The organism is Acinetobacter sp. ANC 4204 (genome assembly GCF_002135205.1).
Classification (GTDB): Bacteria; Pseudomonadota; Gammaproteobacteria; order Pseudomonadales; family Moraxellaceae; genus Acinetobacter.
Genome location: NZ_NEFZ01000002.1, coordinates 366,648 through 391,630 on the forward strand (window position 1 = coordinate 366,648; position 24,983 = coordinate 391,630).

Genomic DNA, 24,983 nt, shown 5'->3' on the forward strand with positions numbered 1-24,983 from the left:
ATCGTTATCAAAATTTCATACGTGTTTCGCTCATACTGCTTGCAACTTGGTAAAAGCATCTTTTTAAAATTTAAGCTTCTTTTTTTAATTTATCTTTATAAACTCTACTTATCCCATTATATCCCCGCACACTATGAGATGATAAAAAGCGTGTTGTGAGGCTGCTGGATTATTAGACATTCGCCTAATATGATTTAAAAAAATATTAAAATGGCATGCATTATGCTTAATTTCCTTTGTAATATCAGAGGAATATAACTATGCCCTAATTCAATGCATTATTAACAAAATATTAAAAATCCCACTTGAGCAGTAAAAGCAATCTCGATTAAGATGCAGACTAAGCTGTAAAAAAAACACCATAAAAAGAACATCTTTTGCACAGAATAAAGCTTTATCCCAATTCTGACGTTTTTAATAAAAACAATGCAATTGATGCTGCAAACAAAAGGAGTTTGTACATGACCATGCAACGTAATCTTTCTGCCCTATTTTGTGCAAGTGCACTTGCGCTGAGCCTCAGTGCATGTAGCGATAACAAAGCCCCTGCAACAGATGCCGCTAGCACTGGTGCTGATGCTTCACAGTCAGGCACTTTAGATAAGATTAAAAAATCAGGAACCATTGTTTTAGGTTACCGTGATTCTTCCATTCCATTCTCCTATATCGCAGACAACCCAAACCAACCAGTCGGCTATGCACATGATTTACAGCTCAAAGTGGTTGAAGCTGTTAAACAAAAGCTGAATATGCCTGATTTAAAAGTTCGCTATAACTTAGTCACTAGCCAAAACCGTATTCCTTTGGTTTCAAATGGTACTGTTGACCTTGAGTGTGGCTCAACCACAAACAACAAAGAACGTCAGCAACAAGTAGACTTTTCGGTAGGTTTCTTTGAAGTGGGCTCGCGCTTACTCACTGCGACAAATTCGGGAATCAAAGATTTTGCTGACCTAAAAGGCAAGAAGCTTGTGACCACAGCAGGTACAACATCTGAGCGCTATATCCGCCAACATGAAAAAGAACTCGGGATTGGTGAAGTCATTTCTGCTAAAGACCATGCTGAATCTTTCTTGATGCTGCAAAGTGGTCGTGCTGCTGCGTTTATGATGGATGATATTTTACTTGCGGGTGAAAAATCAAAAGCCAAAGATCCAAACAATTGGCACATTGTCGGTACAGCACCAATTCAAGAAGTCTATGGCTGTATGTTGCGTAAAGGCGACACAGGCTTTAAGCAAGTCGTAGATGATGCCATTAAAGCCACCTATAGTTCTGGTGAAATTAACAAGATGTACAACAAATGGTTTGAACAGCCAATTCCACCGAAAAACATTAACCTGAATTTTGCTATGTCAGACCAACTTAAAGCCTTAATTGCAAACCCACATGACCGTGATCAGTAATAGATAAACGAGAAATTAATGTTCACTCAGGCAAAGTTTCTTTGCCTGACCTATTTTAGGGGATTGTCATGAATTATAGCTGGAACTGGGGCGTCCTTTGGCAATCCACAGGCGTCGGAGATAGCACCTATCTCAGTTGGATTTTGATTGGTTTAGGCTGGCTATTTGTTATTGCTATTGTGGCTTGGAGCATTGCCATGGTGCTTGGAAGCATTCTCGGCATTATGCGAACGCTTCCGAATAAAACTGCTCGTGCCATCGGCACAGCTTATGTCACCATTTTCCGTAATGTACCACTCTTGATCCAATTGTTTATTTGGTTCTATGTAGTTCCAAACTTCCTACCAGGGCCAATCAAATCATGGTGGATCAATGATTTAAGTGCGGGTACAACTGCGCTCATTTCAGCCAGTATCGGTCTTGGACTATTTACTGCAGCACGGGTCTGCGAGCAAGTCCGCACAGGCATTGAAGCCTTACCTACAGGACAGGTCAATGCAGGTTATGCCATGGGTTTTAGTACTGCACAACTATATCGCTATGTCATTTTACCGCAGTCCTTCCGTACGATTTTGCCACCACTGAGTTCAGAGCTGACCAACTGTGTTAAAAATACATCTGTGGCCTCTTTAGTTGGGGTCTCAGAGATTATTTCGCAGATGAAAACCATCAGCGAATATACGCAAAACACCATCGAAATCTATACCTATGTCACGCTTATTTTCATCGTTATCAACGTGTGCTTAATTACCTTAATGACGCTGCTTGAAAAACGTTTACGTGTCCCAGGTTTAATTGCAGGAGCTAAATAATGGAATGGCTCACCGCATTTACCCATGATTTGCAGTTATCTGCACCTGCCCTATGGCATGGTTTAAGCATCACTTTAAAAGTGGTCATCATCGCCACCATTGGCGGTATTTTCATTGGCACATTGTTGGCACTGATGCGTTTGTCTTCTATTCGCATCTTGAATTTAATTGCCCAAGGTTATGTCAATTTATTCCGCTCGATTCCACTCCTATTGGTATTGATGTGGTTCTACTTTGCTGTACCGTTCATCTACACCACAGTTACGGGAAATTATCTGACCATTGATACCGCTCTGGTCTCCAGTATTGTGGCGTTCATGTTGTTTGAAGCGGCTTATTTCTCGGAAATTGTCCGTGCAGGGATTCAGTCCATTCCTAGAGGGCAATCTGCCGCAGCTTATGCCCTAGGGATGACCTATGGCCAATCTATGCGCTTAATTATCCTGCCACAAGCCTTTCGTAAAATGACACCGCTACTGTTACAACAAACCATTATCTTGTTCCAAGACTCAACCATGGTGTACGCCATTGGCTTATTGGACTTCTTCCGCACCAACTACGTGCGTGGAGATTTGATGTCTCTATTAACGCAATATATTTTATTTGCAGGCTTGGTGTATTTCACCATCAGTATGTTAGCCACATATGCAGTAAAACGATTACAAAGGAGGTTAAGCGTATGAGCGACCAAAAAGTAATGATTGACCTCCAAAATGTCAGTAAATGGTATGGCGATTTTCAAGTTTTAACCGATTGCACAACACAAATTTGCCAAGGTGAAGTAGTGGTAGTCTGTGGCCCATCAGGCTCAGGCAAATCAACCCTGATTAAAACGGTCAATGGTCTGGAAGCCTTCCAACAAGGTCAGATCACAGTTGACGGTATTCCTATTAACGACCCAAAAACAGACTTAACCAAATTACGTAGTCGCGTGGGTATGGTGTTTCAGCACTTTGAACTGTTTCCACACTTAAGCATTACGGAAAATTTGACCATTGCCCAAATTAAAGTATTGGGCCGCTCTGAAACTGAAGCGAAAAAGAAAGGTTTAGGCTATTTAGAACGTGTCGGGCTGAGTGCACATGCTCATAAATTTCCAGCACAACTTTCAGGTGGACAACAACAACGTGTCGCTATCGCCCGTGCACTTAGTATGGACCCGATTGCCATGCTGTTTGATGAGCCGACATCTGCGCTTGACCCTGAAATGATTAATGAAGTTCTTGATGTGATGGTCGAACTGGCACATGAAGGCATGACCATGATGTGTGTCACCCATGAAATGGGTTTTGCCCGCCAAGTGGCGAATCGTGTGCTGTTTATGGATCAAGGTAAAATTGTCGAAGACTGTAGTAAAGATGAATTCTTTAATACTAAACGTGGGGATCGTGCTCAACAGTTCTTAGACAAGATCTTGCACTAGCATAGAGACGTGTTATCCCACCTTAAAAAAAGCAGGTCAAACGATCTGCTTTTTTTAAACTTAGATTCTAGTCTAAAACCAAACGTGCATTGGTGGCTTGAACAGGACGGTTATTCGGATACCCTATCAGCGCAGCGAAGTTTGCGATTTGCTGCGCTGATGCCTATTGTATATCTTCTAAGACCACTCAACGTACACCCTCAGTACACGGTGGTGTCGTAAGTGAACCATTAAAACGATAGTAGCCATGTGTCGCGGATAAAAATTCATTCGCTCTCAAACTTAACCCTTTCTTTGATTGTCTTTGTTGCCATAGCCGTTCCAGTGTTAAATTCTTTTTGCCTGCTTCATACATTACTGCAACCACGGCCAACTCACCTTTTTCAGAAGCATGAACTAAATGTAATTCCATGGGAAAACTTTTCCCTTTGATCATATTTTCTGAGGGGCTGTGTAGATGCATTTGCAATAATTGAAATCGTTCACCCTCTAAACTTAAATAACTACCTTGATGAAAATTGATTTGTACCGTATGGGGAAGTTGCACAATATCGCTGGCAGAAGTTTTATAGTTAAAATGAAGTGCTGCGAGTTCTGCTGAAATCACACGTTCTATATTAATAGGTGATTGATTATATCCCGCACATGCTTGATATTGGGGATTCAACTGACTCCAGTGCTTTTTCTGCTTGATAGCCCCAATCTGATGTTAACTCACTGGCTGACCAACCCACCACACAGGGAAACCCAAACAATGCTGCTATTATTTTATACTTCATATTCCTTTATCAAAAAATAGATCTCAAATGATCCAATATCCCCCATGAATTGACTAGGCTCCAGCAAAACTAAAAATGACATTTCAAACAGATTTTTTCATGTTTTGTTTCAGTGCTGTAAGGATTTAGACAAAACAAAAATACCTCTTTCGATTAAGCTTTTTATTTATTTTTTTAATCTCGACCCTAAAATTGAAATGATCATATATGACAAAAATTACAATTAATAACATTTAGTTATGTGAATTTTCCATCGTTATAAATAAGAAATGAATCTCGATGTAATTCCTAAAACTTTTGGCTTGATTTTAGCCACGCACAATCAAAATGCAGACTTTTTGTTATTTGCGTTCCAAAATAGAACAAATTCAGTTCAAATTGAACCCCATACATTTTTCCCAGACTATTTTTTTGCTTTCAGCTCAAATGCATCCAAATTTTGCAGTAAATATACAACCACATATTTAAAATAAATAAATGTAATATTTTCAGATATTTATAATTAAATCATATTTTCATAAACGCACCAGTAAGATGCGTTAACACCATCATGGTGCATATTAATGCTTTATATCGGGTCTTATTATTTTTAAGCAAAACTTAATCAATATTTCCTTTTTGCTTAGCTCTTCACGAAATGACAAGCATCAGTATACTGAGCTTCTTTTTGCAAAATTTTGCACTCAAATGGAACCTAAACATGCAAAATATTGACTTACTTTTTCTTCTTCTTGGTGCAGTTTTAGTCCTCGCCATGCATGCAGGTTTTGCTTTTTTAGAACTAGGGACAGTTCGACATAAAAACCAAGTGAATGCCTTAAGTAAAATTTTAACGGACTTTTCACTCTCTGCAATTGCCTACTTTTTTGTAGGTTATTACATTTCTTATGGACATCACTTTTTCCATATCGGGGATACTTTAGCAGCGGATCATGGCTATAACCTAATGCGCTGCTTCTTCCTGCTCACTTTTGCAGCCGCAATTCCAGCAATCATCTCAGGTGGCATTGCTGAACGTGCCAAGATGCGTTCTCAAGCTATTGCAACCGTTTTACTAGTAGCTTTGGTTTATCCTTTTTTTGAAGGTATCGCTTGGAATGGCAACTTTGGCTTACAACAATGGTTGCAAAGCACTTTCGGTGCAAGTTTCCATGATTTCGCAGGTTCTGTGGTTGTGCATGCTATGGGAGGGTGGATTGCCCTTGCTGCAGTTATTTTACTTGGAGCACGTCACGGACGTTATAAAAAGGATGGTCGGGTCAGTGCTCATCCACCCTCTTCTATTCCTTTCCTAGCCTTAGGTTCTTGGATATTAATTGTAGGTTGGTTCGGCTTTAACGTTATGAGTGCACAACGTTTAGATGCAATTTCAGGACTCGTAGCAATTAACTCCCTCATGGCCATGGTCGGTGGAACATTAGCAGCTAACTTTGCTGGAAAAGATGACCCAGGTTTCTTACATAATGGTCCTTTGGCAGGTCTTGTTGCAATTTGTGCAGGTTCTGATGTTGTACACCCTATAGGTGCTTTAATCATTGGTGCTATTGCAGGACTTATGTTTGTTAAACTCTTCACCTATACGCAAAACAAGCTCAAAGTCGATGATGTACTCGGCGTATGGCCTTTGCACGGCGTATGTGGCGCATTCGGTGGGCTTGCAGTTGGTGTATTTGGTCAAAAATGGCTTGGTGGCTTAGGTGGGGTAGCTATGATGTCGCAGTTAATTGGTACATTGTTGGCAATTGGCATAGCCATGCTTGGAGGACTTGTTGTTTATGGCACTTTAAAAGCCACGATGGGGATTCGTTTAAGTCAAGAAGATGAATTCCGAGGAGCAGACTTGTCTATTCATAAAATTTCTGCCAACTCTGATGACAGCATGTTCTAAAATCATGTTCAATTTCAACGCGACCCTTATGGGTCGCTTTTTTATTCTCTGATTTAAACGTCAGTCATTGCTGTTAAATGCTTAAAAATCTCAGACAATGCCGTAATCTGTGGGGCATTTATTGTTACCAATGGTTGATGAAAGCCTGATAACCACAGGGCTTGCATTCCTGCCTGCTGTGCACCGTGTACATCATTAATCGGATGATCCCCAACAAATAAGCACTGCTCAACTTCAACATGTAATTGTTGTGCCGTATCAATAAAAATATCTGGCTTTGGTTTAGCTTGTCCAAATAGCCCAGAAGTATTGATCACATCAAAATAATGCGCAAAGCCCAAGCCATTTAATATAGACAAGCGTGTTGCATGACCACCATTTGAAATAATCGCAAGTTTATATCCCGCTTGCTTTAAATGGGTCAACGTTTGTTCAGCATCGGGCATTGCCACAGCACAGCGACCAAATTGTTCAAACCAAAAATTACTTAAGTCATTCAAATCAGGAGCTGAATTCCAACTAAGCTCCTGTAGCAAAGCATAAGCCACTGAAGCACCAATACTTGTGTGGGTTAAATGTTCTTTTAAGGGATAGCCCCCATTGTCTATACGATTGACGATAGTCGCTATCTGTACAACATTTACACTTTGTAATTGTACGTGATAATAATCCGCAAGCTGTTGGCTAAACGCAGCAACACTGCGTCCACGGTGGGTTAAGGTATTATCTAGATCAAATAAAACTGCACGTATCACGCTGTCTTTTCCCAATATTGTTTAGACTCAACCTAACATCGAATTGCTTCACCACTTTAGCCTTAAATGAATAAGTAAATCACTGATTTTGCTAAAAGCGATGAAAGACCAAAACCGTTAAGCCTGCTTTAAGCTAACACTGTTGGAATAGCAACTTATTTTTATTTTACGGCGTATCTTGTGTCAGATCAGCAACGTTTTTTTCTACTTCAGTTTTTTATTTTGACACTTGGTTTTTCCATTTTATGGCTCCTCTTTCCAGTGGCAGGAACATTAGATTTACACCTGATTCAACCCTATATGGATCGGACAGGTCATTTCCCATTAAAACGAGATTGGGCCTTAGCCGAACTCAATCATCGCTATGTCAAAGACATACTCATTGCAGTTTACTTGATTTACTTACTGAAATGGGTTGCATCGTATAAGTGGACTGCCCTAAAACCACAGCGCTGGCAAAGTGGTTATTTCATTGGCTTAGTCCTTATCAGCACCAGTTGCATTGGCATATTAAAATCACAATCTGGTCATGCATGCCCATGGGATATGACACTCGCTACCGCACATGATTTCTTTTGGGACTTTTCAGCAACAGCAGGTCATTGTTTTCCTGGTGGACATGCTGCCACAGGATTTGCTCTATTTGTGGGATATTTTGTCTATCGACTCACTGAGCCAAAACGTGCATGGTTTTATTTGTTTGCTGCCCTGATTTTAGGTTTTGTAATGGGCTGGGCACAAATGATGCGTGGCGCACATTTCCTCAGTCATAATCTTTGGACAGCATGGGTTATCTGGTTAATTAACGTATTGGCTTATGCATTGTTTTATAAACGTTTTCTTGGGACTCAAATAAGCCCTAAACTATAAATTAAACATCACCTGAACTTGTAAGCCGCCCAGAGCTTCACTTTGCCCAAAATTCAATTTTGCCCCGACTTTCTCTGCGGCTTTATCGACAATGGACAACCCTAATCCACTGCCGACCTCTAAATGATGATGAACGCGATAGAACCGTTTTAAAATCTGATCATAAAGCTCGGGGGCAATTCCTGGTCCACTGTCTTCAATTTGGAGAATTGCTCGCTGATCTTGCTTATAAATGGAAACATTAATCACTCCCTGCTCTGGGGTATATTTAATGGCATTATCAAGCAAATTATAAACAATCGAATGCACAGCTGAACTTTGACTCTTAAGCCAAATTTGTTCTTGTTGCTCTAAACCTAAATCAATATTCTTGGCAAGTGCCAACTCCATCAATTGCTCCATACAATCTCCAACCAAATCACTTAAGCACACCTGCTGTACTGACTCTAAAGTAGGGACAGATGCATCCTGTTTGGCCAAATTAAGTAATTGAGAAACCAAATGCTGAATCCGAATTAAACCTAAACTCAGATTTTTTAAAGCCTGATGTTCTGGAAATTCATGCAATAAAATTTTCATTTGCAAATTGAGTGCTGTAATCGGTGTTCTCAGTTCATGTGCAGCATCGGCAATAAACTGTTTCTGTTCTTGCTGGAACAATGAAATCCGTTCAAACAAACGGTTCATTTCGTTGATAGTCGGTAAAATTTCAACAGGATAACCAGCTGGACGAATTGCCGTAAGCTCATGTGGTTCACGCTGTGCGAGTTCAGCTTTAAACTCATCTAAAGGCTTTAAACTACGTCCAATAATCCAATTTAACCCCCATAGCGCCAAAGGCATAAACAATAAATAAGGAATCAACATATTCGCTGCAAGTTCTAAAGCCAGTTTTTGTCGCACGCTCCGTTGTTGACTGACCTGAATCTGATATTTTTCTGTAGGTAGAACATAGGTGTTCCACAAACCTTGTGCGGTATGGTGAGTATAAAAACCTGCTTTTTTTACAGGTTGTATTAGGAGGTCAAACTTATGTTCACGCTGTTCTGGAAATTCATACGACCAGACATCTACAAATAAATCCTCTTCATGATAGTGTCGACTTACTTCAAATTCACTTTTGATCGGAGCGGGGTCATGTTCTGCCACACGTTCAGCCAAATTTCTCATTTGTGCATCAAGTATTTCATTGGTCTCTTCAAGGGCAATCCGATAAGCTGCAATCACCAATAAGCAACCCATTACAATACTGAATAAAGAGGTGTAAGTGACCAGTTGTCGCTTTAAGGAAATTGAGGTTGCTTTTGCCACTTATGATTCAACCTGCCCCAAACGATAGCCCAAACCACGAATCGTTCGAATAAAATCTTTGCCCAATTTAGCGCGTAAATGGTGAATATAAACTTCAATGGTATTGCTGTTAATTTCCGAGTCCAAATCGTATAATTTTTCTTCCAAATTTGCTTTGGAAAAAATTTTATTGGGATGACTGACCAAAGGAATAAGTATCGCCCATTCACGATTCGATAAATCAATCATTTGCCCTTTGTATTTAGCTAAGTGTAAATCCTCATCAAGCTCTAGCCCTGAAAAACTCAGCGTTTGTCGCTGATTTTGCTGTTTCAAAGCCCCGCTACGACGTAACAGAGCTTGTATACGGGCAAGTAACTCATCAAATTCATAAGGTTTAATTAAATAATCATCAGCACCTTGGTTTAAACCATCAACACGGTTTTGTAACTGATCTCGTGCAGAAATAATCAATACGGGTAAAGTCGGATACAGTAGTCGAATATTTTTTAAGACTTGCATACCATCCATCATCGGAAGACCCAAGTCGAGTAATACCACATCAAATGCATGTTGTTGTAACTGTTTTAAACCATCAAAACCATTATTTACCCACACCACATCAAACTGCTGATAGCGCAAAAGGGTTTGCGTGGACTCAGCAATCATAAAATCATCTTCAATAATCAATATTTTTGACATGAATTAAGCTCTCGCCTTGGTCGAGGTACACTGTTCTAGCATATTATTTTTCGAATCAATCACTTCACTTTTCACCTCAAGTAAACTGAGTAAACTTGGGAATAAATGATCTTGACTCAATTCTTGGCTTTTTTGCTGAGCTAAGCAAGTCATTTGTTGTGGATTTTGCTTTTTCCATGTTTCAGAAAACCACATCAGCATCGGCACATGAGTCTGTTGGCTCGGTGCGATAGCATAAGGTGAACCATGTAAATACAGGCCGTGCTCACCAGTCGACTCACCATGATCGGATAAATACCAAAAACCCGTCTCAAAGTTTTGATTTTGCTTTAATACGCCAATCAGCTGGCTTAATATATGATCTGTATAAACAATTGAATTATCATAACTATTTTTTAGTTGTTCCGAGCTACAGCCTTGAATAGCATTGGTCTCACACATTGGTTTAAATGGTTGAAAACCCACTTGTGAACGTTTGTAATAAGCAGGCCCATGGCTACCCATTTGATGCAATACAATTAAACGTGGGGTTTTATCATCACTCGCGATACTGGCAATATAAGCTTTGAAGCTATCCACCAAAATTCCATCCGCACACTCACCATCTGCCGAACACCACTTTTTCTGTATAGGCTCAGGAATCTTAAACTGCTCCACGCGATCACACACGCCTTTGCAACCTGAATTATTATCAATCCACGTCACTTTATAGCCTGCACGTTGTGCTAAATCTAATAAGCCTTCACGATGTTTAGCCAGTTGTGCATCATAATTTTCACGTGTCATCCCAGAAAACATACAAGGTACTGACACAGCCGTTGCTGTACCACATGAACTTACTTGGCTAAAGTTAATAACGTTGAGTTTTTCAAGTTCAGGATTGGTTTTTTTTGCATACCCATTTAAAGAAAAGCTTTCTGCACGCGCAGTTTCACCGACAACCAAAACCATGAGCTTCGGCAATTTTTTCTGTCCAACTTGTTCCACTAAATGCGCATCTTCACCATACTTCACGAGTGGTAAATGCTGCTGCGGTCTATTCTTTTTATAATACGACAGTGTTGAGCTAATCGCATTTTGCGGTGAAATCATCCCTTTAAGATCGCGATGCTCACGGAAAATAGAAGCATAATCCACAAAGAAAACAAACAGCAGGCTGGCAATCACTGCCACGGAAATGGCACTACCCAATAGCTTATGTAACAAAACGGCCTTAAGCGGATCACGACGAATCTTTACCTTAAAGAGAACGACCAATGGCAAGATCACCATCGTCCCAATCCAGAATAAAAGATGCCAAGACAATAAATCACGTACTTCATTACCATCGGTTTGCATCATGTTTTGAATTTGATCAGGCGTGATTGCAACTCCTAAACTATTGACAAAATAGGCACTCATGCCACCAATCAAGATTAAAATAGCGGCAACAGATTTAGCGATTGGGCGCCACTGTATAATTTGAAACACCAGATTATATAATGCCAATATCACCAATACGGTCGCAGCAATGAATGCATAAGCTTTCAAGCCTTGGTATGGTGTGAGTAACTGAATTTGCTTATAAAACATAAAGTTTAATGCCACAGCTAACCACACAGCCAAATACGCATTAAAGCGTAAAAGTGATATTTCTTTGAAGACAGACTGCAAATTGAACATCTTAAATTATGTCTTTGTGATCGGATGTCCCAATGTAGTTTTCTAAACTTAAAACTCGCTTAAATAGAAAAGAGCGCTGTCGCTTTGTGTCAATTCATAACAGTAAACTAAACTATCGGATGAGATTTTTAAGACCCAACGTATGATTTGATATGTGGAATACCCTTGCACAACCAGAACATGAATAGAAGTATGGCTTTTATGTGCAGAGCAAGTCGAAGGATTTTATGGTGGTGTATATTGAGCCACTAGATGTTTTTGTTTTCGGCTAAACGAGAGAATAAACAAGCTCTGTGCTGAATGTCAGATATTAAGATTTCATCTTTTTGGGCAAAAATTAAGGCGTTTCATAAAACGCCTTAATTAGATCGGCTTTAGTCTGTGTATGCCTGAGCCTGTTCTACAGCTTAAAATTTGTATTCGATCCCAGTGCCGACTACAGGTTGCTTGGTTTCAAAAGATGCTTGTTCAAGTGTCAAAATTCCTGCATAACCATAAGCTTTGACTTGCTTGGTAAAGGCATAATCAGCACCTGCAATAAACTGCTGCGCATCAAAGTCGTCTTTAGCCGTTTTGAAGCTGGTTGAGTTTTGACTGTATTGTGCTTTCACTGTCCAAGCTTTGGCATTCGGCAAGTTATATTCAGCACCAATTAGCCAACCTTGTGCGTCGTCTATCGTAGCTGCGGCAGCATCATTGCCTTGTACATCCGCCACTTCAGAAGTTTGATATAAAGCTTTCAACGCCAAACCATTATTGAGATTGACTCGACCAATGGCACGTAAGGTATCTGCTGCTGCAAAAGCACTGCCTGCCACCCCGCCTGTCACCTCAGGCGCTGATGCATTCAAAATACCACGTCCTGCAAAGGTTGATGGAATGGCCTTATCATAACCAATCCCGGCAACAAACTTTTTACTGTCATAAACCACTGACGCTGACCATGCATCGCCCAGACCACGTCCTGCAACTTTTGCTCCGCCTTTGGATTTTTCAATACCCCCTGCTTCACCAGTGGCTAACAGTGCAGTAGCTTTCAGTTTTCCTGTGCCAAGACCCCAAGCTGGCGTTTCATAGACCACAACATTATCTATACGGTTTTCACCAGTGAAAATCCCTGCCACATCAGCTTTGTTGGCCACATAGTTATTAAAGGTATCTACCACTGAAGACAGTTGTTTAACGGGAGTATCAATTTTGCCGACTTTCAATGTCCCTAATTTTTGGTCTTGTAAGCCAACAAGTAAATTACGTGGAACAAAAGTATCTGTGCTCCCCCCATTGTCCACATAGAAGGTAAATTCTGCTTGATATAGTGCATTTAAACGATCTGTGAGTTTTTCTTCGCCTTTTAAGCCTAAAAAGGAGTTATTAGAGTTCAATTCAACGACATCACGGTCTTTATTTGGAGAGGCATTATCTTCAGGTAAATAATCGGCCGTGACATCAATTTCACCATAAAAAGTAGGTGCTGCGAATGTTACCCCTGCCACTAGGCTTAAAGCGATTGCGACTGCAATTTGTGTTTTCATTATCAAAATATCCTACGGTAAATTTGTTACAAATATTACCGTTCAGACATATATGACAGAACAATTAAAAAAATATTTAGTTATATTTTTTAATAATTTACATCACTATTTAGCATTTTTTGTGATTTATTTATGAAAACATTATGAAAAATCTGAATGCGTTGCAATGGCACGCCATTTAAAAATAAACCACAAACTCAACATCGCAATGACCACAATAATACATAGATAATGGAAATAGCCGAGCCAGTCGCCCAATATCCCGCTGACACTATATAATCCACCACTGACGGTGGCCATCAATGCCACTTGAAAGGTAAAATCGGTGCCTGCCATCTGTTTACGACTATATTGCATCACTAGGGTGAGCATGACCACCAACAACATAGATGAAGTCATATCTTCAAAAGCATTAATCAGATAAATTAACCACGGCTGAATGCCATACTTAATTTCATACTGAAAAGCCAACCATGCATAAGCTACCAAACTGAAGATTTTAAGCAGCGAGTACGCTACTAAAGCAGTGGAACGCCGAATAAATTTCAAACTATAGCCCGCAAGTCCAGCACCCATTAAAGCGGTACAGGCCCCCAGCATGGTCACATATAGACCAATCTGGGAAAAACTTAAGCCTAAATCAACCATTAAAGGCTTCAATAGTGGCCCTGCTAAACCATCCGCTATTTTAAAGCTCAAAAGCACTGCTAACCATGCTGCGAGTACAGGACTCTGGATAAAATAAGCTAAATAGTTTTTGATCTGTTGAAAATTAAAAGATACGGTTTGCGTTTCTGAAACCTTTCTATGCTGTGGCTCTGAGTAAACTAAAATCGGCACTGTATTTATAAAAACAATTGCCGCCAAAATCAAAAAAGTAGATTGCCAACTCAGCCAATCCAGTGCCCACAAGATTGCCCCGCCACCGACAATAAAACCAAGACGCGATCCAATCACCTGAAAGGTATTACCCCAGTGCTGTTGCTCCCCTTTTAAAATATTGACCGCCAACCCATCAGTTGCAATATCTTGCGTTGCCCCGAGCAAATTCATACTGAGTAGGCCCACAAAAAAAGCCCATAAATAAATAGGTTGATTTAATCCATCAATCGGGAGAAAAGACAGCCCAATCAACACCAGTACAGTCAAGAGTTGTAATGGAATAATCCAACTACGATAGTGACCAAAATGGGTGATCCCAAAACGATCTAACAAAGGCGCCCAAAACACTTTAATCGACCACGGTAACATCAGCAGTCCAAAACCTCCAATCTGTGCCAGTGAAACCCCCTGTGCTCTCAAAATCACGGGCAAAGCATGGGTCATAAACCCCACAGGTAAACCTTGTGCCCAATACAGAGAAAATAGCAAAATATATACATTTCGGGTCTGTAACATGGTCGTCCTAAATTCATCAATTGGGCAAAGTGTTCATTTTGGCTCGGTAGGCATTCACTATTTTGCCAATGAATTCAAACCGATCAATGCCTATTATTGAAATCATATTCATCTTGATCGTTTGAGTAAAATAATAATGAGTCCATCTTTTCCAGAACTACCAGATCAAGTGCCTCATCGTAATTCGTCTGCATTCACTCGCACTATGTTTAAGCAGATTTTTTTAGTGCAAGGTTGGCGCTTCATCGGTGAGTTTCCAAATCTCCCCAAAGCCGTCGCGATTATTTCACCACACACCTCCAATATCGACGCATGGCACGGTTTCACCGCCTTGCTAGGTTTAGGCATTCAAATTACCATTTTTGGTAAGAATAGTTTGTTTCATACCCCGTTGAAACCATTGCTTAAATGGATTGGGGTGATTCCTGTGAATCGCTCCCATGCCCAAGGCTTAACCCAAGACATTATCGCGATTATCAACAGCAAAGAAAAAATTTGGGTCGGTATGGCGCCTGAAGGCACCCGTAAACACGCCGAATCTATTCGTAGCGGTTTTTATCGTATTGCTCACGGTGCACAAGTTCCGATTGTGATGTTCTCTTTTGACTATACACAAAAGACCATTCACTGCTTGGGCGTGTTTCATCCTACTGGGCATTTTGAGCAAGACCTTGAGAAAATTTTAGATTTTTATGTTGGTAAATTTTCAGCCAAGAACCCAAAATGGTTAGCTAAGCCTTTACAAAAACGCTTAAAAAATAGCTAGTAAATCAAGGTCGAATCTGCTGAGATGTGCAGCATTATTTGTTTTGCGTTTTAGTACTTTTGACCATGAATTTTGCTCGTTTATCTCTGATTGGTGCACTCACACTGACTATGGCAGGATGTGATCTTGCATCAAAGAAAACACCAACAACTACTCCCGTTCAAGCCCGTGAACCTGTGATTGCCATTGCCCTCGGCGGTGGCGGCGCCAAAGGCTTTGCACATATTGGTGTACTGAAAGTTTTGGAGTCACATGGCATCAAACCCAAAATTGTCACGGGAACCAGTGCTGGCAGTTTTGTGGGTAGTATCTATGCCAGTGGTAAAACACCTTATCAACTTCAACAAATTGCGCTGACTTTAAAAGAATCGGACATTCGAGACTTAACCCTCAATTCACAAGGTTTTGTGCAAGGACAAAAACTGCAAGACTATGTCAACAAACATGTCGGAAATAAACCGATTCAACAGTTCCCCATCCGCTTCGCTGCAGTCGCTACCCGTCTGGATACAGGACGAAAAGCCGACTTTATTAAAGGCAATGCGGGTCAAGCTGTTCGAGCATCCTGTAGTATTCCGAACGTTTTTGTCCCTGCGGTGATTGGTGGAACCAAATATGTCGATGGTGGCCTTGTTAGCCCAATTCCAGTGAAAACTGCCAAAGATATGGGCGCGGATATTGTAATTGCGGTTGATATTTCAGCCCGTCCCGTTGGAAACAAGCCACTGAATATGTGGGGTTTGCTCGATCAAACCATTAACATCATGGGGCAGCAAAGCATCAATGAAGAGCTAAGCCAAGCAACTGTAGTGATTCAACCCAAAGTTGGCCACCTAGGTACTTTAGACTTAACAGCGAGCAATCAATCTATTTTAGAAGGTGAAAAGGCAGCACAACTCAAAATTAAGTCAATTGAAAAAGCCATAGGCGACTTTAAAAAGTCACCAGCAGCCTTTAAACCAGCACCTAAAGCCAAATTCTAAAAAGTTTGATTTTTAATATTCAAAGACTTATTCATCTGCTAAATTGATATAGATGCTGCTGCATCTATATCCCTATAACGAATATACGAGTAGATGTATGGAATTTGCTTTTGAACCTTGGCACTGGTTTGTATTGGGCGTTCTGTTAATGTTATCAGAGCTGATTCTGCCTGCTTTTGCCGCATTGTGGTTCGGTATTGCGGCCATTATGGTCGGTATTCTGTACTGGATGTTCCCAATGATGGGCGTTACCACGCAATTTGTAACGTGGATTATTTTGTCGATTTTATGCACTTTACTTTGGTTTAAGTTTATTAAACCACTTTCGACTGACAAAACCAAAGCAGGACTGTCTCGCGAAGCAACCATCGGTCAAATTGGCATGGTCATTCAAGCGAGTCCTGAAAATGAACACATACGCGTTCGCTTTCCCATTCCAGTTCTCGGTTCAGATGAATGGAACTGTCGCACTTTAGATAAAGTCCAAGTCGGTGACCGAGTGCGTGTCGTTGAAATACTGGGCAATGATTTAATGGTCAAAGCACATCTCTCAAGCAACGAAAATACTTAAAAGTGAGTTAAGACTATGTCTGGTGGATTTATTATTGTTTTAGCAATTTTGGCTTTTGCCGCTGTCACCATTTTTAAAGGTGTCCGCATTGTACCGCAAGGTTATAAATGGATTGTGCAACGTCTGGGTAAATACCATACTACATTGAGCCCAGGTCTCAACTTTGTGATTCCTTATGTCGATGAGGTGGCTTATAAAGTCACGACCAAAGACATTGTATTAGACATTCCCTCTCAAGAAGTGATTACCCGAGATAATGCGGTTTTGCTCATGAATGCCGTGGCGTATATCAACATCACCACGCCTGTAAATGCAGTCTACGGCATTGAAAACTATACATGGGCCATTCAAAACTTAGTACAAACATCACTACGTTCTATCGTGGGTGAAATGGATCTCGATGATGCACTCTCATCTCGTGACCATATTAAAGCCAAATTGAAAGCGGCTATTTCGGATGATATCTCAGACTGGGGCATTACCCTAAAAACCGTTGAAATCCAAGATATTCAACCTTCTTCAACCATGCAAGCTGCAATGGAAGCACAAGCTGCCGCAGAGCGTCAACGTCGTGCAACCGTGACCAAAGCAGACGGTGAAAAACAAGCCGCGATTTTAGAGGCAGACGGTCGTTTAGAAGCATCACGTCGTGACGCAGAAGCACAAGTCGTCTTAGCAGAGTCTTCTCAGCGTGCCATTGAAATGGTCACTTCGGCTGTGGGCGACAAGGAAATTCCTGTTGCTTACTTATTGGGTGAACAATATGTCAAAGCGATGCAAGACATGTCTAAATCAAACAATGCCAAAACAGTGGTTTTACCAGCCGATATTTTAAGTACCATCCGTGGTGTTATGGGACGTAAAGATATTTAACTGACTCCTGCGTTTAGCCAAAAAGGACAGCTTTCGAGCTGTCCTTTTTGTTCTACCTGCGAAAACAATAAAAGCCTGCTAAATTACGCATCATTTTTAATATTGTAAAATTCTTCCAGCTTTTTTGAGCATTTGAATTTTAATCTCTCTGCCATCTTAATATGGACATCGTATGAGCTCCCTCAATCCCACCCTCATTACTTTTCTTTTTTATATTGTCGCCATGGTCATTATTGGTCTGGTTGCCTACCGTGCGACCACCAATTTCTCTGACTATATTTTAGGCGGCCGTCGCTTAGGAAGCTTTGTCACCGCATTATCTGCGGGAGCATCCGACATGAGTGGTTGGTTACTCATGGGACTACCAGGCGCAATTTATCTCTCTGGTTTATCTGAAGTTTGGATTGCAATTGGCTTGATCATCGGAGCTTGGCTAAACTGGTTATTGGTCGCAGGACGCCTGCGTGTACATACCGAAGTGCAGTTCAATGCGCTCACCTTACCAGACTATTTTTCCAATCGCTTTGATGACCAAAAGAAAGTCTTGCGCATTGTCTCAGCCTTGGTCATTTTGATTTTCTTTGCAATTTACTGTGCCTCAGGCATGGTGGCAGGTGCACGCTTATTTGAAAGTATGTTTGCCATTCCCTACAGCACTGCACTTTGGATCAGTGCAATTGGAACTATTAGTTATGTCTTTATTGGTGGGTTCTTAGCAGTCAGCTGGACTGATACCATCCAAGCAGGTTTAATGATTTTTGCCCTATTGCTCACGCCTATTGTAGTTCTTCTGAGTTTCTCCGACTTAAACCATATGACTACAGTCCTTGAAGCAGCACGCCCACAAGCTTTTGATGTACTTGGTAATTTAAACCTTGTTGCCATCATTTCTCTATTGGCTTGGGGCTTAGGCTATTTTGGTCAACCTCATATTTTAGTGCGCTTCATGGCTGCCGATTCTGTTAAATCTATTCCCAATGCACGTCGTATCGGTATGACTTGGATGACACTCTGCTTAGGCGGTGCCGTAACAGCGGGCTTTTTTGGGATTGCCTATTTTGCAGAGCACCCTGAGCTAGCTGCTGTGGTTAATGCCAACCCTGAAACCGTGTTTATGGAGCTTACTAAAATTCTTTTCAATCCGTGGATTGCTGGAATTGTTTTAGCTGCAATTTTAGCGGCGGTTATGAGCACTTTAAGCTGCCAACTTTTAGTATGCTCAAGTACCTTGACCGAAGATTTTTATAAATCGTTCTTACGTAAAAATGCCTCACAAACCGAACTGGTTTGGATCGGTCGTTTAATGGTGCTACTGATCGCCCTGCTTGCAATTTGGATGGCAGGTAATCCTGAATCTAAAGTTTTAGGCCTGGTAGCTTATGCATGGGCAGGTTTTGGCGCTGCATTTGGTCCACTCATCATTCTGTCTTTGTTCTGGAAACGCATGACTTTAAACGGTGCACTCTCGGGTATGATTGTCGGTGCGGTTGTGGTCATTCTTTGGAAAAACCTTTTTGCAGCTACAGGCCTTTACGAGATTATTCCCGGCTTTATCTGTTCACTCATCACGATCGTTGTTATCAGTCTTTTGGGTAAAGCACCAACGCAAGACATTACAGATCGTTTTGAAGAAGCAGATCGTGTATATAAAGCATCTCAATAAACCGCTACACATAAAAAAGAGGACATCAGCTGTCCTCTTGTGGGTTTAAAAGTTTGAACTCAACTTTGACGCGCCAATAAAAATTGGGAAATTTGATTCAATTCGGAAGCCGCATCACTTGAGAAATAAGCTAACGCTGCAAAAGCTTGATCATGTAGCGTTTTCGCATAGTTCTGCGCAGCTTCAAGCCCCATCAAAGCTGGATAGGTCGACTTTTCAACTTGCTCATCTTTGCCCGCAGTTTTACCCAGTACATCTGTATTTGACGTAATATCTAAAATGTCATCTTGTACTTGAAAAGCGAGGCCTATCGCCTGTGCATATTCACGTAACTTTGGAATCGCTTGATCACCACCCTCAAAGACGGTGACCGCAGCCATCATCACTGCTGCTGAAATCAATGCACCCGTTTTATTACGGTGAATGGTTTCTAGTGCAGTTTGATCAACCCGCTTACCTTCTGCTTGTAAATCGAGGACTTGACCACACACCATTTTAGAACTGGCTGTTGCTAAAATTTGCATCTGCTTTAATACAATACCTTGATCCACCATAGGACCCGCATCAAATAGTCGGCTAGCTAGAATTTCAAAAGCCATAGACTGTAAAATGTCACCTGCCAGTAAAGCGGTATCCTCACCATAAGCCACATGACAAGTCGGCTGACCACGACGTAATAGGTCATTGTCCATACATGGCAAATCATCGTGTGCCAAGGAATAACAGTGAATCAACTCTACTGCCACAGCAGCACGGCGTACAGCAGCCCAATTGGAGTTTGGGTTCAAATGGGCCGTAGCATAGCACAGTGCGGGGCGCACACGCTTTCCGCCTAACATTACAGCATGATGCACGGCACTTTTTAACGGTTCAGGAATTGAAAAAGCATCCAGTGCAGTCAATAAATCATCGTGAATACGTTGTTGAGCCTGTTGGAGCGCATTTGCTGATACGTCGGTTAGTACTGACACATTCGCCTCGAATAACAATAGAATAAAATGATTTAAAGCTCAGTTTACACTGAGTTAAACATGAACATGATCTGTTGGCATCATACTGCTTTCTGCCCGCTTTCTCTACGCCGAAACCTCAAACAATATGCGCTAATCTATTAAATTTCGCATACTGATCAATATGAAGCCCTTTTTGGCTGTTTTAAACAGCGACTGCGCTAAAAAATGGCTCTGAGAAATTAGATCCAAAACTCCCCACCCCAATTCATTGTTTTAGCCTTTCGCACTTTAAAATTAGGAGAAATATAAAAAGCCTCTAAACATAGAGGCTTTTACATAGCTTACATAGGATTAATCTATGCTTTCAGCAGGAATTCTGACCCAACCTTCCATCAGCACACGGGCACTACGACTCATGACCGCTTTTTTCACGACCCATTGACCATTTTCTTGTATCGCTTGCGCCCCTACACGCAATGTCCCTGACGGATGCCCAAATCGTACTGCCTCGCGCTCACCGCCACCTGCAGCCAAATTAACCAAGGTTCCTGGTATCGCTGCTGCGGTGCCAATAGCAACAGCTGCTGTACCCATCATGGCATGATGGAGTTTACCCATAGACAGTGCACGAACCAATAAATCTGTGTCCTGTGCTGTGATGGTTTTACCACTTGAAGATACATATTGTTTTGGTTGAGAAACAAAGGCAATTTTAGGCGTGTGTTGACGGCTGGCAGCTTCAGAAATATCTTGAATCAGCCCCATCTGTTTTGCACCATAAGCTCGAATAGTTTCAAAGCGTGCTAAAGCTTTGGCATCGCCATTAATTGCGTCTTGTAATTCAGTACCTGTATAACCAATGTCTTCTGCATTTAAAAAAATCGTGGGAATACCCGCATTGATAAACGTGGCTTGGAAACGACCAATCTCAGGTACCTCTAAAGTATCGACCAAATTCCCTGTTGGGAACATTGCACCACCATCTTCACCATCATCGGCAGGATCTAAAAATTCAATTTGCACTTCCGCAGCAGGAAATGTCACACCATCAAGTTCAAAATCACCTGTTTCTTGAACTTGTCCATTTGTGACAGGTACATGGGCAATAATAGTTTTTTGAATATTGACCTGCCAAATGCGGACTGTGCAGATGCCATTTTCTGGAATACGCGCAGCATCGACCAAACCATTTGAGATTGCAAATGAGCCCACTGCTGCCGTTAAGTTGCCACAGTTTCCGCTCCAGTCGACAAAAGGCTGATCAATTGAAACCTGACCAAATAAATAGTCAACATCATGTTCTGCTTGCTGGCTTTTGGCTAGAATCACCGTTTTACTGGTGCTTGATGTTGCACCTCCCATGCCATCAATCTGCTTTGCATAAGGATCCGGACTACCAATCACACGAAGTAAAAGCTGATCTCGAACGCGACCTGCTTGTTGCGCAGCTTCAGGAAGATCATCAAGTTTAAAGAATACGCCCTTACTGGTTCCTCCACGCATATAGGTTGCTGGAATCTTGATTTGCGGTGCAAAACTCATTTTTATTGAATCCTTCATATTTATCATTGTGTTAAGTCAAACAACCTGATTTAACTCAGCTTCATCATACCTTTTTTCCATATCCATGCGTAAAATACAGGACTTAAGTCTAAACAAGTATAAAAAAACATCATTTGTGAACGGAGAGTTTCCTAAAATAATCCACAATCCGACAATTTAAATAAAATTAATATATTGATTCGTATCTTTTTTATTTACTATTTTTCACACATTATTTTTCATATGAATAATAACTTTTTTTCATGCATTTTGAGCTACTATGCGATTTCTTCTCGATCTATTACAATCGGAAACACTTATCCATTGTCGGGCTGAAATAACTTGAATAAAGAGTCGTCTCAACTTCAGCGTGGCTTAAAGAACCGTCATATTCAATTGATTGCCATGGGTGGTGCAATTGGTACTGGCTTATTTTTAGGTTCCGCACAGGTCATCCAATCTGCTGGTCCATCCATTATTCTGGGCTATGCTATTGGTGGCTTGATTGCATTTTTAATTATGCGTCAACTTGGGGAAATGATTGTACATGAGCCAGTCGCTGGTTCATTCAGTCATTTTGCAAACAAATACTGGGGCAAATTTCCGGGCTTTTTGGCAGGTTGGAACTATTGGATTTTATATATCCTTGTTGCCATGACCGAACTCACAGCAGTTGCCAAATATATTAATTACTGGTGGCCCCATATTCCTGCTTGGTCATCTGTACTGTTCTTCTTTATTGTCATTACCTTAATTAACTTAGGCAATGTTAAATTCTATGGTGAATCTGAGTTCTGGTTAGCCATCATTAAAGTTGCAGCTGTTATCTCCATGATTGTTTTCGGTTTATATTTATTATTTACCGCAGATGCAGGTTCTACCGCTTCATTTAGCAACCTATGGAGTCATGGCGGATTCTTCCCGAATGGCTTTGATGGCTTGTTCTATATGTTAGCCTTCCTCATGTTCGCTTTTGGTGGTATTGAGCTGATTGGTATGGCTGCGGCTGAAGCAAAAGATCCGGAAAAGACGATTCCTAAAGCCATTAATCAGGTTGTGTTCCGTATCCTGATTTTCTATGTAGGTTCATTGACTATTCTGTTGTCTTTAGTGCCTTGGAATCAACTAGATTTGGGCGGTTTAGATAAAAGTCCATTTGTGATGATCTTTAGTCAATTAGGCATAGGTTGGGCAGCTCATTTACTGAACTTCATTATTTTAACTGCTGCACTGTCTGTGTATAACAGTGGTATGTATGCCAATAGCCGTATGTTGTTTGGTTTGGCTGAACAAGGCAATGCACCTAAAGTTTTCCTAAAAGTGAATAAACAAGGCGTGCCTATTCCTGCGGTGTTGTTCTCTGCTGTCCTAATTTTTGGTTGCGTGTTGTTGAACTATTTTGTTCCAGAAGATGCTTTAGGTCACTTAATGTATGTCGTCGTCGGTGCTTTGGTTCTCAACTGGGCCATGATTAGCTTGACGCACTTAAAGTTCATGCAAGCAATGAAGCAAAAAGGCTTAAAGACCAGCTTCCCTGCACTTTGGGCACCTGTAAGTAACTATGTTGTATTGGCATTTATTTTGACTGTGCTCTACATCATGTGGACTCAAGGTTTCAAAGAATCTGTCTATATGATTCCGATCTGGATTATCGCCATGTTGGTACTGTTTAAGTCTTTAAACAAAAATAAAGCTTAAAATCTATACTTGAGCCACTTTAAAATAGTTATTGTTTCGGCAATAACTATTTTTTTTGAATAAAATCAGCTACATTAACCCCACCTTTGCGCCCTTAGCTTAACTGGATAGAGCAGTTGCCTCCTAAGCGACCGACGTGGGTTCGAGTCCCGCAGGGCGCACCATTTTATGGTTTATTTTGATCTTCAACACTCCAGATCAATATTAAAAATATATAAAATTCAAATATTTAGTAAAAATTAAATCTAACTCAATCTATAGAGCACCAACTTAATACATGTTTTTTGCGGTATTTTTTACGGTAGAATGTATTACCGCAAAAATTCTTACCGTAAAAATGCCAAAAATCGTTATATCGCTGGCTAGACTGCTCCCGGTATCCTAGAATTTTGGTGGCAGTCAAAATAGTAAAATTCCACATTGTTCAGACGGTATAATCATGCAAAGCCTCTAAAGGCAAATGTAAAGTCTCATCTTTGGCAAATGCTTCAAGTAAATAATCCAAGGTTGCCCGAACCCGCGGCGCAAGCAACGCGCGGTGTGGATACTGCATGACCATTTCAAAATTCCCTGGGTAATGGTACTGATGAAGTACCAATTTTAATTTGCCAGAAAGCAAATGATGCCATACCAAATGGATACCAACTTGAGCAATACCAACGCCGTCACAAGCAGCTTGGACCACAGCTTCAGGCGCTGAAAGTGTTAATACGGCAGTCGTTGTTGGATCAAATGTGGTCACAGAACCATACATTTTAAAGTTCCAAAGTGAGACTCGACCAGATAGAAAACGACGTGCAATCAATCTGTGCTGTTGAAGCTCTTGTGGCATCTGAGGAATCCCTTGTCGTTCCAGATATTCTGGTGAAGCAACCAATGCAACATTTAATTTACATATAGGGCGAGATACCAAGGCAGAATCTTGGATATTTCCACCTCTAATGGCTAAATCATAACCACTCTGTACAAAATCAACCACCCGATCATCGAAATCAACTTCAACCAATAAGGCTGGGTAACGAGCAAGTAGCTTCGGTAAGACGGGTAATAAGTATTCTTGTCCAAATGAAGAAACGGTTGAAATTCGCACACGTCCACTGGGGCCAAATTGCTTTGCTGTCACCGTATCAACTGCTGTATCAAGTGCTTCCAAAGCGATACGAGCTTGTTGAAGAAATACATCACCTTCATCCGTCAATCGAAGTGTCCGTGTGGTTCGATTCATCAAACGTACGCCCAGTGCTTTTTCCAGACTGGCGACATTTTTACTGACAGCGGCCGAAGAAATACCGAGTGTACGCCCTGCTGCAGCAAAACTCCCCGCATCTGCCGCATGGACAAAAGAAAGAATTGCGCGAACACGTTGAGATGGATCCATATGCTATCCAAAAAGTTTGAGTTTTAACCAATTATCAAC

General features: G+C 41.0%; 21 protein-coding genes, 1 tRNA gene and 1 pseudogene. 13 read left to right on the top strand and 10 right to left on the bottom strand.

Translation table 11 applies throughout. From position 1 onward, the window contains the following. The first annotated feature begins 461 nt into the window (after positions 1 to 461). From B9T36_RS05615 to B9T36_RS05630, 4 genes are all read left to right on the top strand, one after another. Positions 462 to 1,406, top strand: coding sequence for a transporter substrate-binding domain-containing protein (locus B9T36_RS05615; protein WP_086208543.1), 945 nt, complete (start codon positions 462 to 464; stop codon positions 1,404 to 1,406). A 68-nt stretch (positions 1,407 to 1,474) separates the two neighbouring features. Continuing rightward, positions 1,475 to 2,218 carry an amino acid ABC transporter permease gene (locus tag B9T36_RS05620; RefSeq protein ID WP_086208544.1) on the top strand — a complete coding sequence of 248 codons (744 nt, stop codon included), beginning with the start codon at positions 1,475 to 1,477 and terminating at the stop codon, positions 2,216 to 2,218. Next, positions 2,218 to 2,901 (top strand): ABC transporter permease subunit, encoded by a 684-nt coding sequence (locus tag B9T36_RS05625; protein ID WP_086208545.1) that lies wholly within the window; start codon positions 2,218 to 2,220, stop codon positions 2,899 to 2,901. The genes B9T36_RS05620 and B9T36_RS05625 overlap by 1 nt, the downstream gene beginning before the upstream one ends. Positions 2,902 to 2,915: 14 nt before the next feature. Next, positions 2,916 to 3,641: an amino acid ABC transporter ATP-binding protein gene (locus B9T36_RS05630; protein WP_171264431.1), complete on the top strand. Its 726-nt coding sequence runs from the start codon at positions 2,916 to 2,918 to the stop codon at positions 3,639 to 3,641. Positions 3,642 to 3,708: 67 nt separating this feature from the next. On the opposite strand, the pseudogene B9T36_RS05635 reads toward B9T36_RS05630, so the two are convergent. Next, positions 3,709 to 4,420 (bottom strand): annotated as a pseudogene (locus B9T36_RS05635) (carbonic anhydrase). Positions 4,421 to 5,120: 700 nt separating this feature from the next. Between B9T36_RS05635 and B9T36_RS05645 the strand changes: the two are divergent. Further along, positions 5,121 to 6,308: an ammonium transporter gene (locus B9T36_RS05645; RefSeq protein ID WP_086208548.1), complete on the top strand. Its 1,188-nt coding sequence runs from the start codon at positions 5,121 to 5,123 to the stop codon at positions 6,306 to 6,308. Positions 6,309 to 6,361: 53 nt separating this feature from the next. On the opposite strand, the gene B9T36_RS05650 is transcribed toward B9T36_RS05645, so the two are convergent. Then, positions 6,362 to 7,063: an HAD family hydrolase gene (locus tag B9T36_RS05650; RefSeq protein WP_086208549.1), complete on the bottom strand. Its 702-nt coding sequence runs from the start codon at positions 7,061 to 7,063 to the stop codon at positions 6,362 to 6,364. 180 nt (positions 7,064 to 7,243) lie between these two features. Here B9T36_RS05650 and B9T36_RS05655 point away from each other — a divergent pair, with 180 nt between their 5' ends. Further along, on the top strand, positions 7,244 to 7,933 hold the full coding sequence (locus tag B9T36_RS05655) for a phosphatase PAP2 family protein (protein WP_086208550.1): 690 nt from the start codon (positions 7,244 to 7,246) through the stop codon (positions 7,931 to 7,933). Here the strand turns inward: B9T36_RS05655 and B9T36_RS05660 are convergent. From B9T36_RS05660 to B9T36_RS05680, 5 genes are all read right to left on the bottom strand, one after another. After that, a complete protein-coding gene (locus B9T36_RS05660; protein ID WP_086208551.1) occupies positions 7,928 to 9,244 on the bottom strand; it encodes an ATP-binding protein in 1,317 nt (438 codons plus the stop codon). The genes B9T36_RS05655 and B9T36_RS05660 overlap by 6 nt on opposite strands. Beyond that, positions 9,245 to 9,925: a response regulator transcription factor gene (locus tag B9T36_RS05665; protein ID WP_086208552.1), complete on the bottom strand. Its 681-nt coding sequence runs from the start codon at positions 9,923 to 9,925 to the stop codon at positions 9,245 to 9,247. A 3-nt stretch (positions 9,926 to 9,928) separates the two neighbouring features. Then, positions 9,929 to 11,587: a phosphoethanolamine transferase gene (locus B9T36_RS05670; protein ID WP_086208553.1), complete on the bottom strand. Its 1,659-nt coding sequence runs from the start codon at positions 11,585 to 11,587 to the stop codon at positions 9,929 to 9,931. Positions 11,588 to 11,994: 407 nt separating this feature from the next. After that, positions 11,995 to 13,119: a porin gene (locus B9T36_RS05675; protein WP_086208554.1), complete on the bottom strand. Its 1,125-nt coding sequence runs from the start codon at positions 13,117 to 13,119 to the stop codon at positions 11,995 to 11,997. Between the two features lie 141 nt (positions 13,120 to 13,260). Beyond that, complete coding sequence (locus tag B9T36_RS05680; protein ID WP_086208555.1) at positions 13,261 to 14,517, bottom strand: MFS transporter; 1,257 nt, start codon at positions 14,515 to 14,517, stop codon at positions 13,261 to 13,263. A 136-nt stretch (positions 14,518 to 14,653) separates the two neighbouring features. Between B9T36_RS05680 and B9T36_RS05685 the strand changes: the two genes are divergently transcribed. From B9T36_RS05685 to putP, 5 genes are all read left to right on the top strand, one after another. Then, entirely contained in the window at positions 14,654 to 15,283 is a 630-nt protein-coding gene (locus B9T36_RS05685) for a 1-acyl-sn-glycerol-3-phosphate acyltransferase (protein ID WP_086208556.1), read from the top strand. 65 nt (positions 15,284 to 15,348) lie between these two features. Further along, a complete protein-coding gene (locus tag B9T36_RS05690; protein WP_086208557.1) occupies positions 15,349 to 16,266 on the top strand; it encodes a patatin-like phospholipase family protein in 918 nt (305 codons plus the stop codon). Between the two features lie 97 nt (positions 16,267 to 16,363). Further along, complete coding sequence (locus B9T36_RS05695; protein ID WP_086208558.1) at positions 16,364 to 16,837, top strand: NfeD family protein; 474 nt, start codon at positions 16,364 to 16,366, stop codon at positions 16,835 to 16,837. Between the two features lie 15 nt (positions 16,838 to 16,852). Then, positions 16,853 to 17,710 carry an SPFH domain-containing protein gene (locus B9T36_RS05700; protein ID WP_086208559.1) on the top strand — a complete coding sequence of 286 codons (858 nt, stop codon included), beginning with the start codon at positions 16,853 to 16,855 and terminating at the stop codon, positions 17,708 to 17,710. A gap of 172 nt (positions 17,711 to 17,882) precedes the next feature. Beyond that, entirely contained in the window at positions 17,883 to 19,373 is a 1,491-nt protein-coding gene (gene putP, locus B9T36_RS05705; protein WP_086208560.1) for a sodium/proline symporter PutP, read from the top strand. Between the two features lie 59 nt (positions 19,374 to 19,432). Here putP and B9T36_RS05710 read toward each other — a convergent pair whose 3' ends face one another. Both B9T36_RS05710 and prpF read right to left on the bottom strand, forming a co-directional pair. Then, a complete protein-coding gene (locus B9T36_RS05710) occupies positions 19,433 to 20,344 on the bottom strand; it encodes a polyprenyl synthetase family protein (RefSeq protein WP_086208889.1) in 912 nt (303 codons plus the stop codon). A 333-nt stretch (positions 20,345 to 20,677) separates the two neighbouring features. Then, on the bottom strand, positions 20,678 to 21,868 hold the full coding sequence (gene prpF, locus B9T36_RS05715; RefSeq protein WP_086208561.1) for a 2-methylaconitate cis-trans isomerase PrpF: 1,191 nt from the start codon (positions 21,866 to 21,868) through the stop codon (positions 20,678 to 20,680). Between the two features lie 342 nt (positions 21,869 to 22,210). Here prpF and B9T36_RS05720 point away from each other — a divergent pair, with 342 nt between their 5' ends. Then, positions 22,211 to 23,566 (top strand): amino acid permease, encoded by a 1,356-nt coding sequence (locus tag B9T36_RS05720; RefSeq protein ID WP_086208562.1) that lies wholly within the window; start codon positions 22,211 to 22,213, stop codon positions 23,564 to 23,566. Between the two features lie 88 nt (positions 23,567 to 23,654). Next, a tRNA-Arg gene (locus B9T36_RS05725) sits at positions 23,655 to 23,730 on the top strand. A gap of 260 nt (positions 23,731 to 23,990) precedes the next feature. On the opposite strand, the gene B9T36_RS05730 is transcribed toward B9T36_RS05725, so the two are convergent. Next, positions 23,991 to 24,944 carry a LysR family transcriptional regulator gene (locus B9T36_RS05730; RefSeq protein WP_086208563.1) on the bottom strand — a complete coding sequence of 318 codons (954 nt, stop codon included), beginning with the start codon at positions 24,942 to 24,944 and terminating at the stop codon, positions 23,991 to 23,993. Positions 24,945 to 24,983: the final 39 nt, after the last annotated feature.

Bases quoted from the DNA above. Each gene is read 5' to 3' on its own strand.
- B9T36_RS05615 (WP_086208543.1), top strand. From the start codon at position 462: ATGACCATGCAACGTAATCTTTCTGCCCTATTTTGTGCAAGTGCACTT.
- B9T36_RS05620 (WP_086208544.1), top strand. From the start codon at position 1,475: ATGAATTATAGCTGGAACTGGGGCGTCCTTTGGCAATCCACAGGCGTC.
- B9T36_RS05625 (WP_086208545.1), top strand. From the start codon at position 2,218: ATGGAATGGCTCACCGCATTTACCCATGATTTGCAGTTATCTGCACCT.
- B9T36_RS05630 (WP_171264431.1), top strand. From the start codon at position 2,916: ATGATTGACCTCCAAAATGTCAGTAAATGGTATGGCGATTTTCAAGTT.
- B9T36_RS05645 (WP_086208548.1), top strand. From the start codon at position 5,121: ATGCAAAATATTGACTTACTTTTTCTTCTTCTTGGTGCAGTTTTAGTC.
- B9T36_RS05665 (WP_086208552.1), bottom strand. From the start codon at position 9,925: ATGTCAAAAATATTGATTATTGAAGATGATTTTATGATTGCTGAGTCC.
- B9T36_RS05670 (WP_086208553.1), bottom strand. From the start codon at position 11,587: ATGTTCAATTTGCAGTCTGTCTTCAAAGAAATATCACTTTTACGCTTT.
- B9T36_RS05675 (WP_086208554.1), bottom strand. From the start codon at position 13,119: ATGAAAACACAAATTGCAGTCGCAATCGCTTTAAGCCTAGTGGCAGGG.
- B9T36_RS05680 (WP_086208555.1), bottom strand. From the start codon at position 14,517: ATGTTACAGACCCGAAATGTATATATTTTGCTATTTTCTCTGTATTGG.
- B9T36_RS05685 (WP_086208556.1), top strand. From the start codon at position 14,654: ATGAGTCCATCTTTTCCAGAACTACCAGATCAAGTGCCTCATCGTAAT.
- B9T36_RS05690 (WP_086208557.1), top strand. From the start codon at position 15,349: ATGAATTTTGCTCGTTTATCTCTGATTGGTGCACTCACACTGACTATG.
- B9T36_RS05695 (WP_086208558.1), top strand. From the start codon at position 16,364: ATGGAATTTGCTTTTGAACCTTGGCACTGGTTTGTATTGGGCGTTCTG.
- B9T36_RS05700 (WP_086208559.1), top strand. From the start codon at position 16,853: ATGTCTGGTGGATTTATTATTGTTTTAGCAATTTTGGCTTTTGCCGCT.
- putP (WP_086208560.1), top strand. From the start codon at position 17,883: ATGAGCTCCCTCAATCCCACCCTCATTACTTTTCTTTTTTATATTGTC.
- prpF (WP_086208561.1), bottom strand. From the start codon at position 21,868: ATGAGTTTTGCACCGCAAATCAAGATTCCAGCAACCTATATGCGTGGA.
- B9T36_RS05730 (WP_086208563.1), bottom strand. From the start codon at position 24,944: ATGGATCCATCTCAACGTGTTCGCGCAATTCTTTCTTTTGTCCATGCG.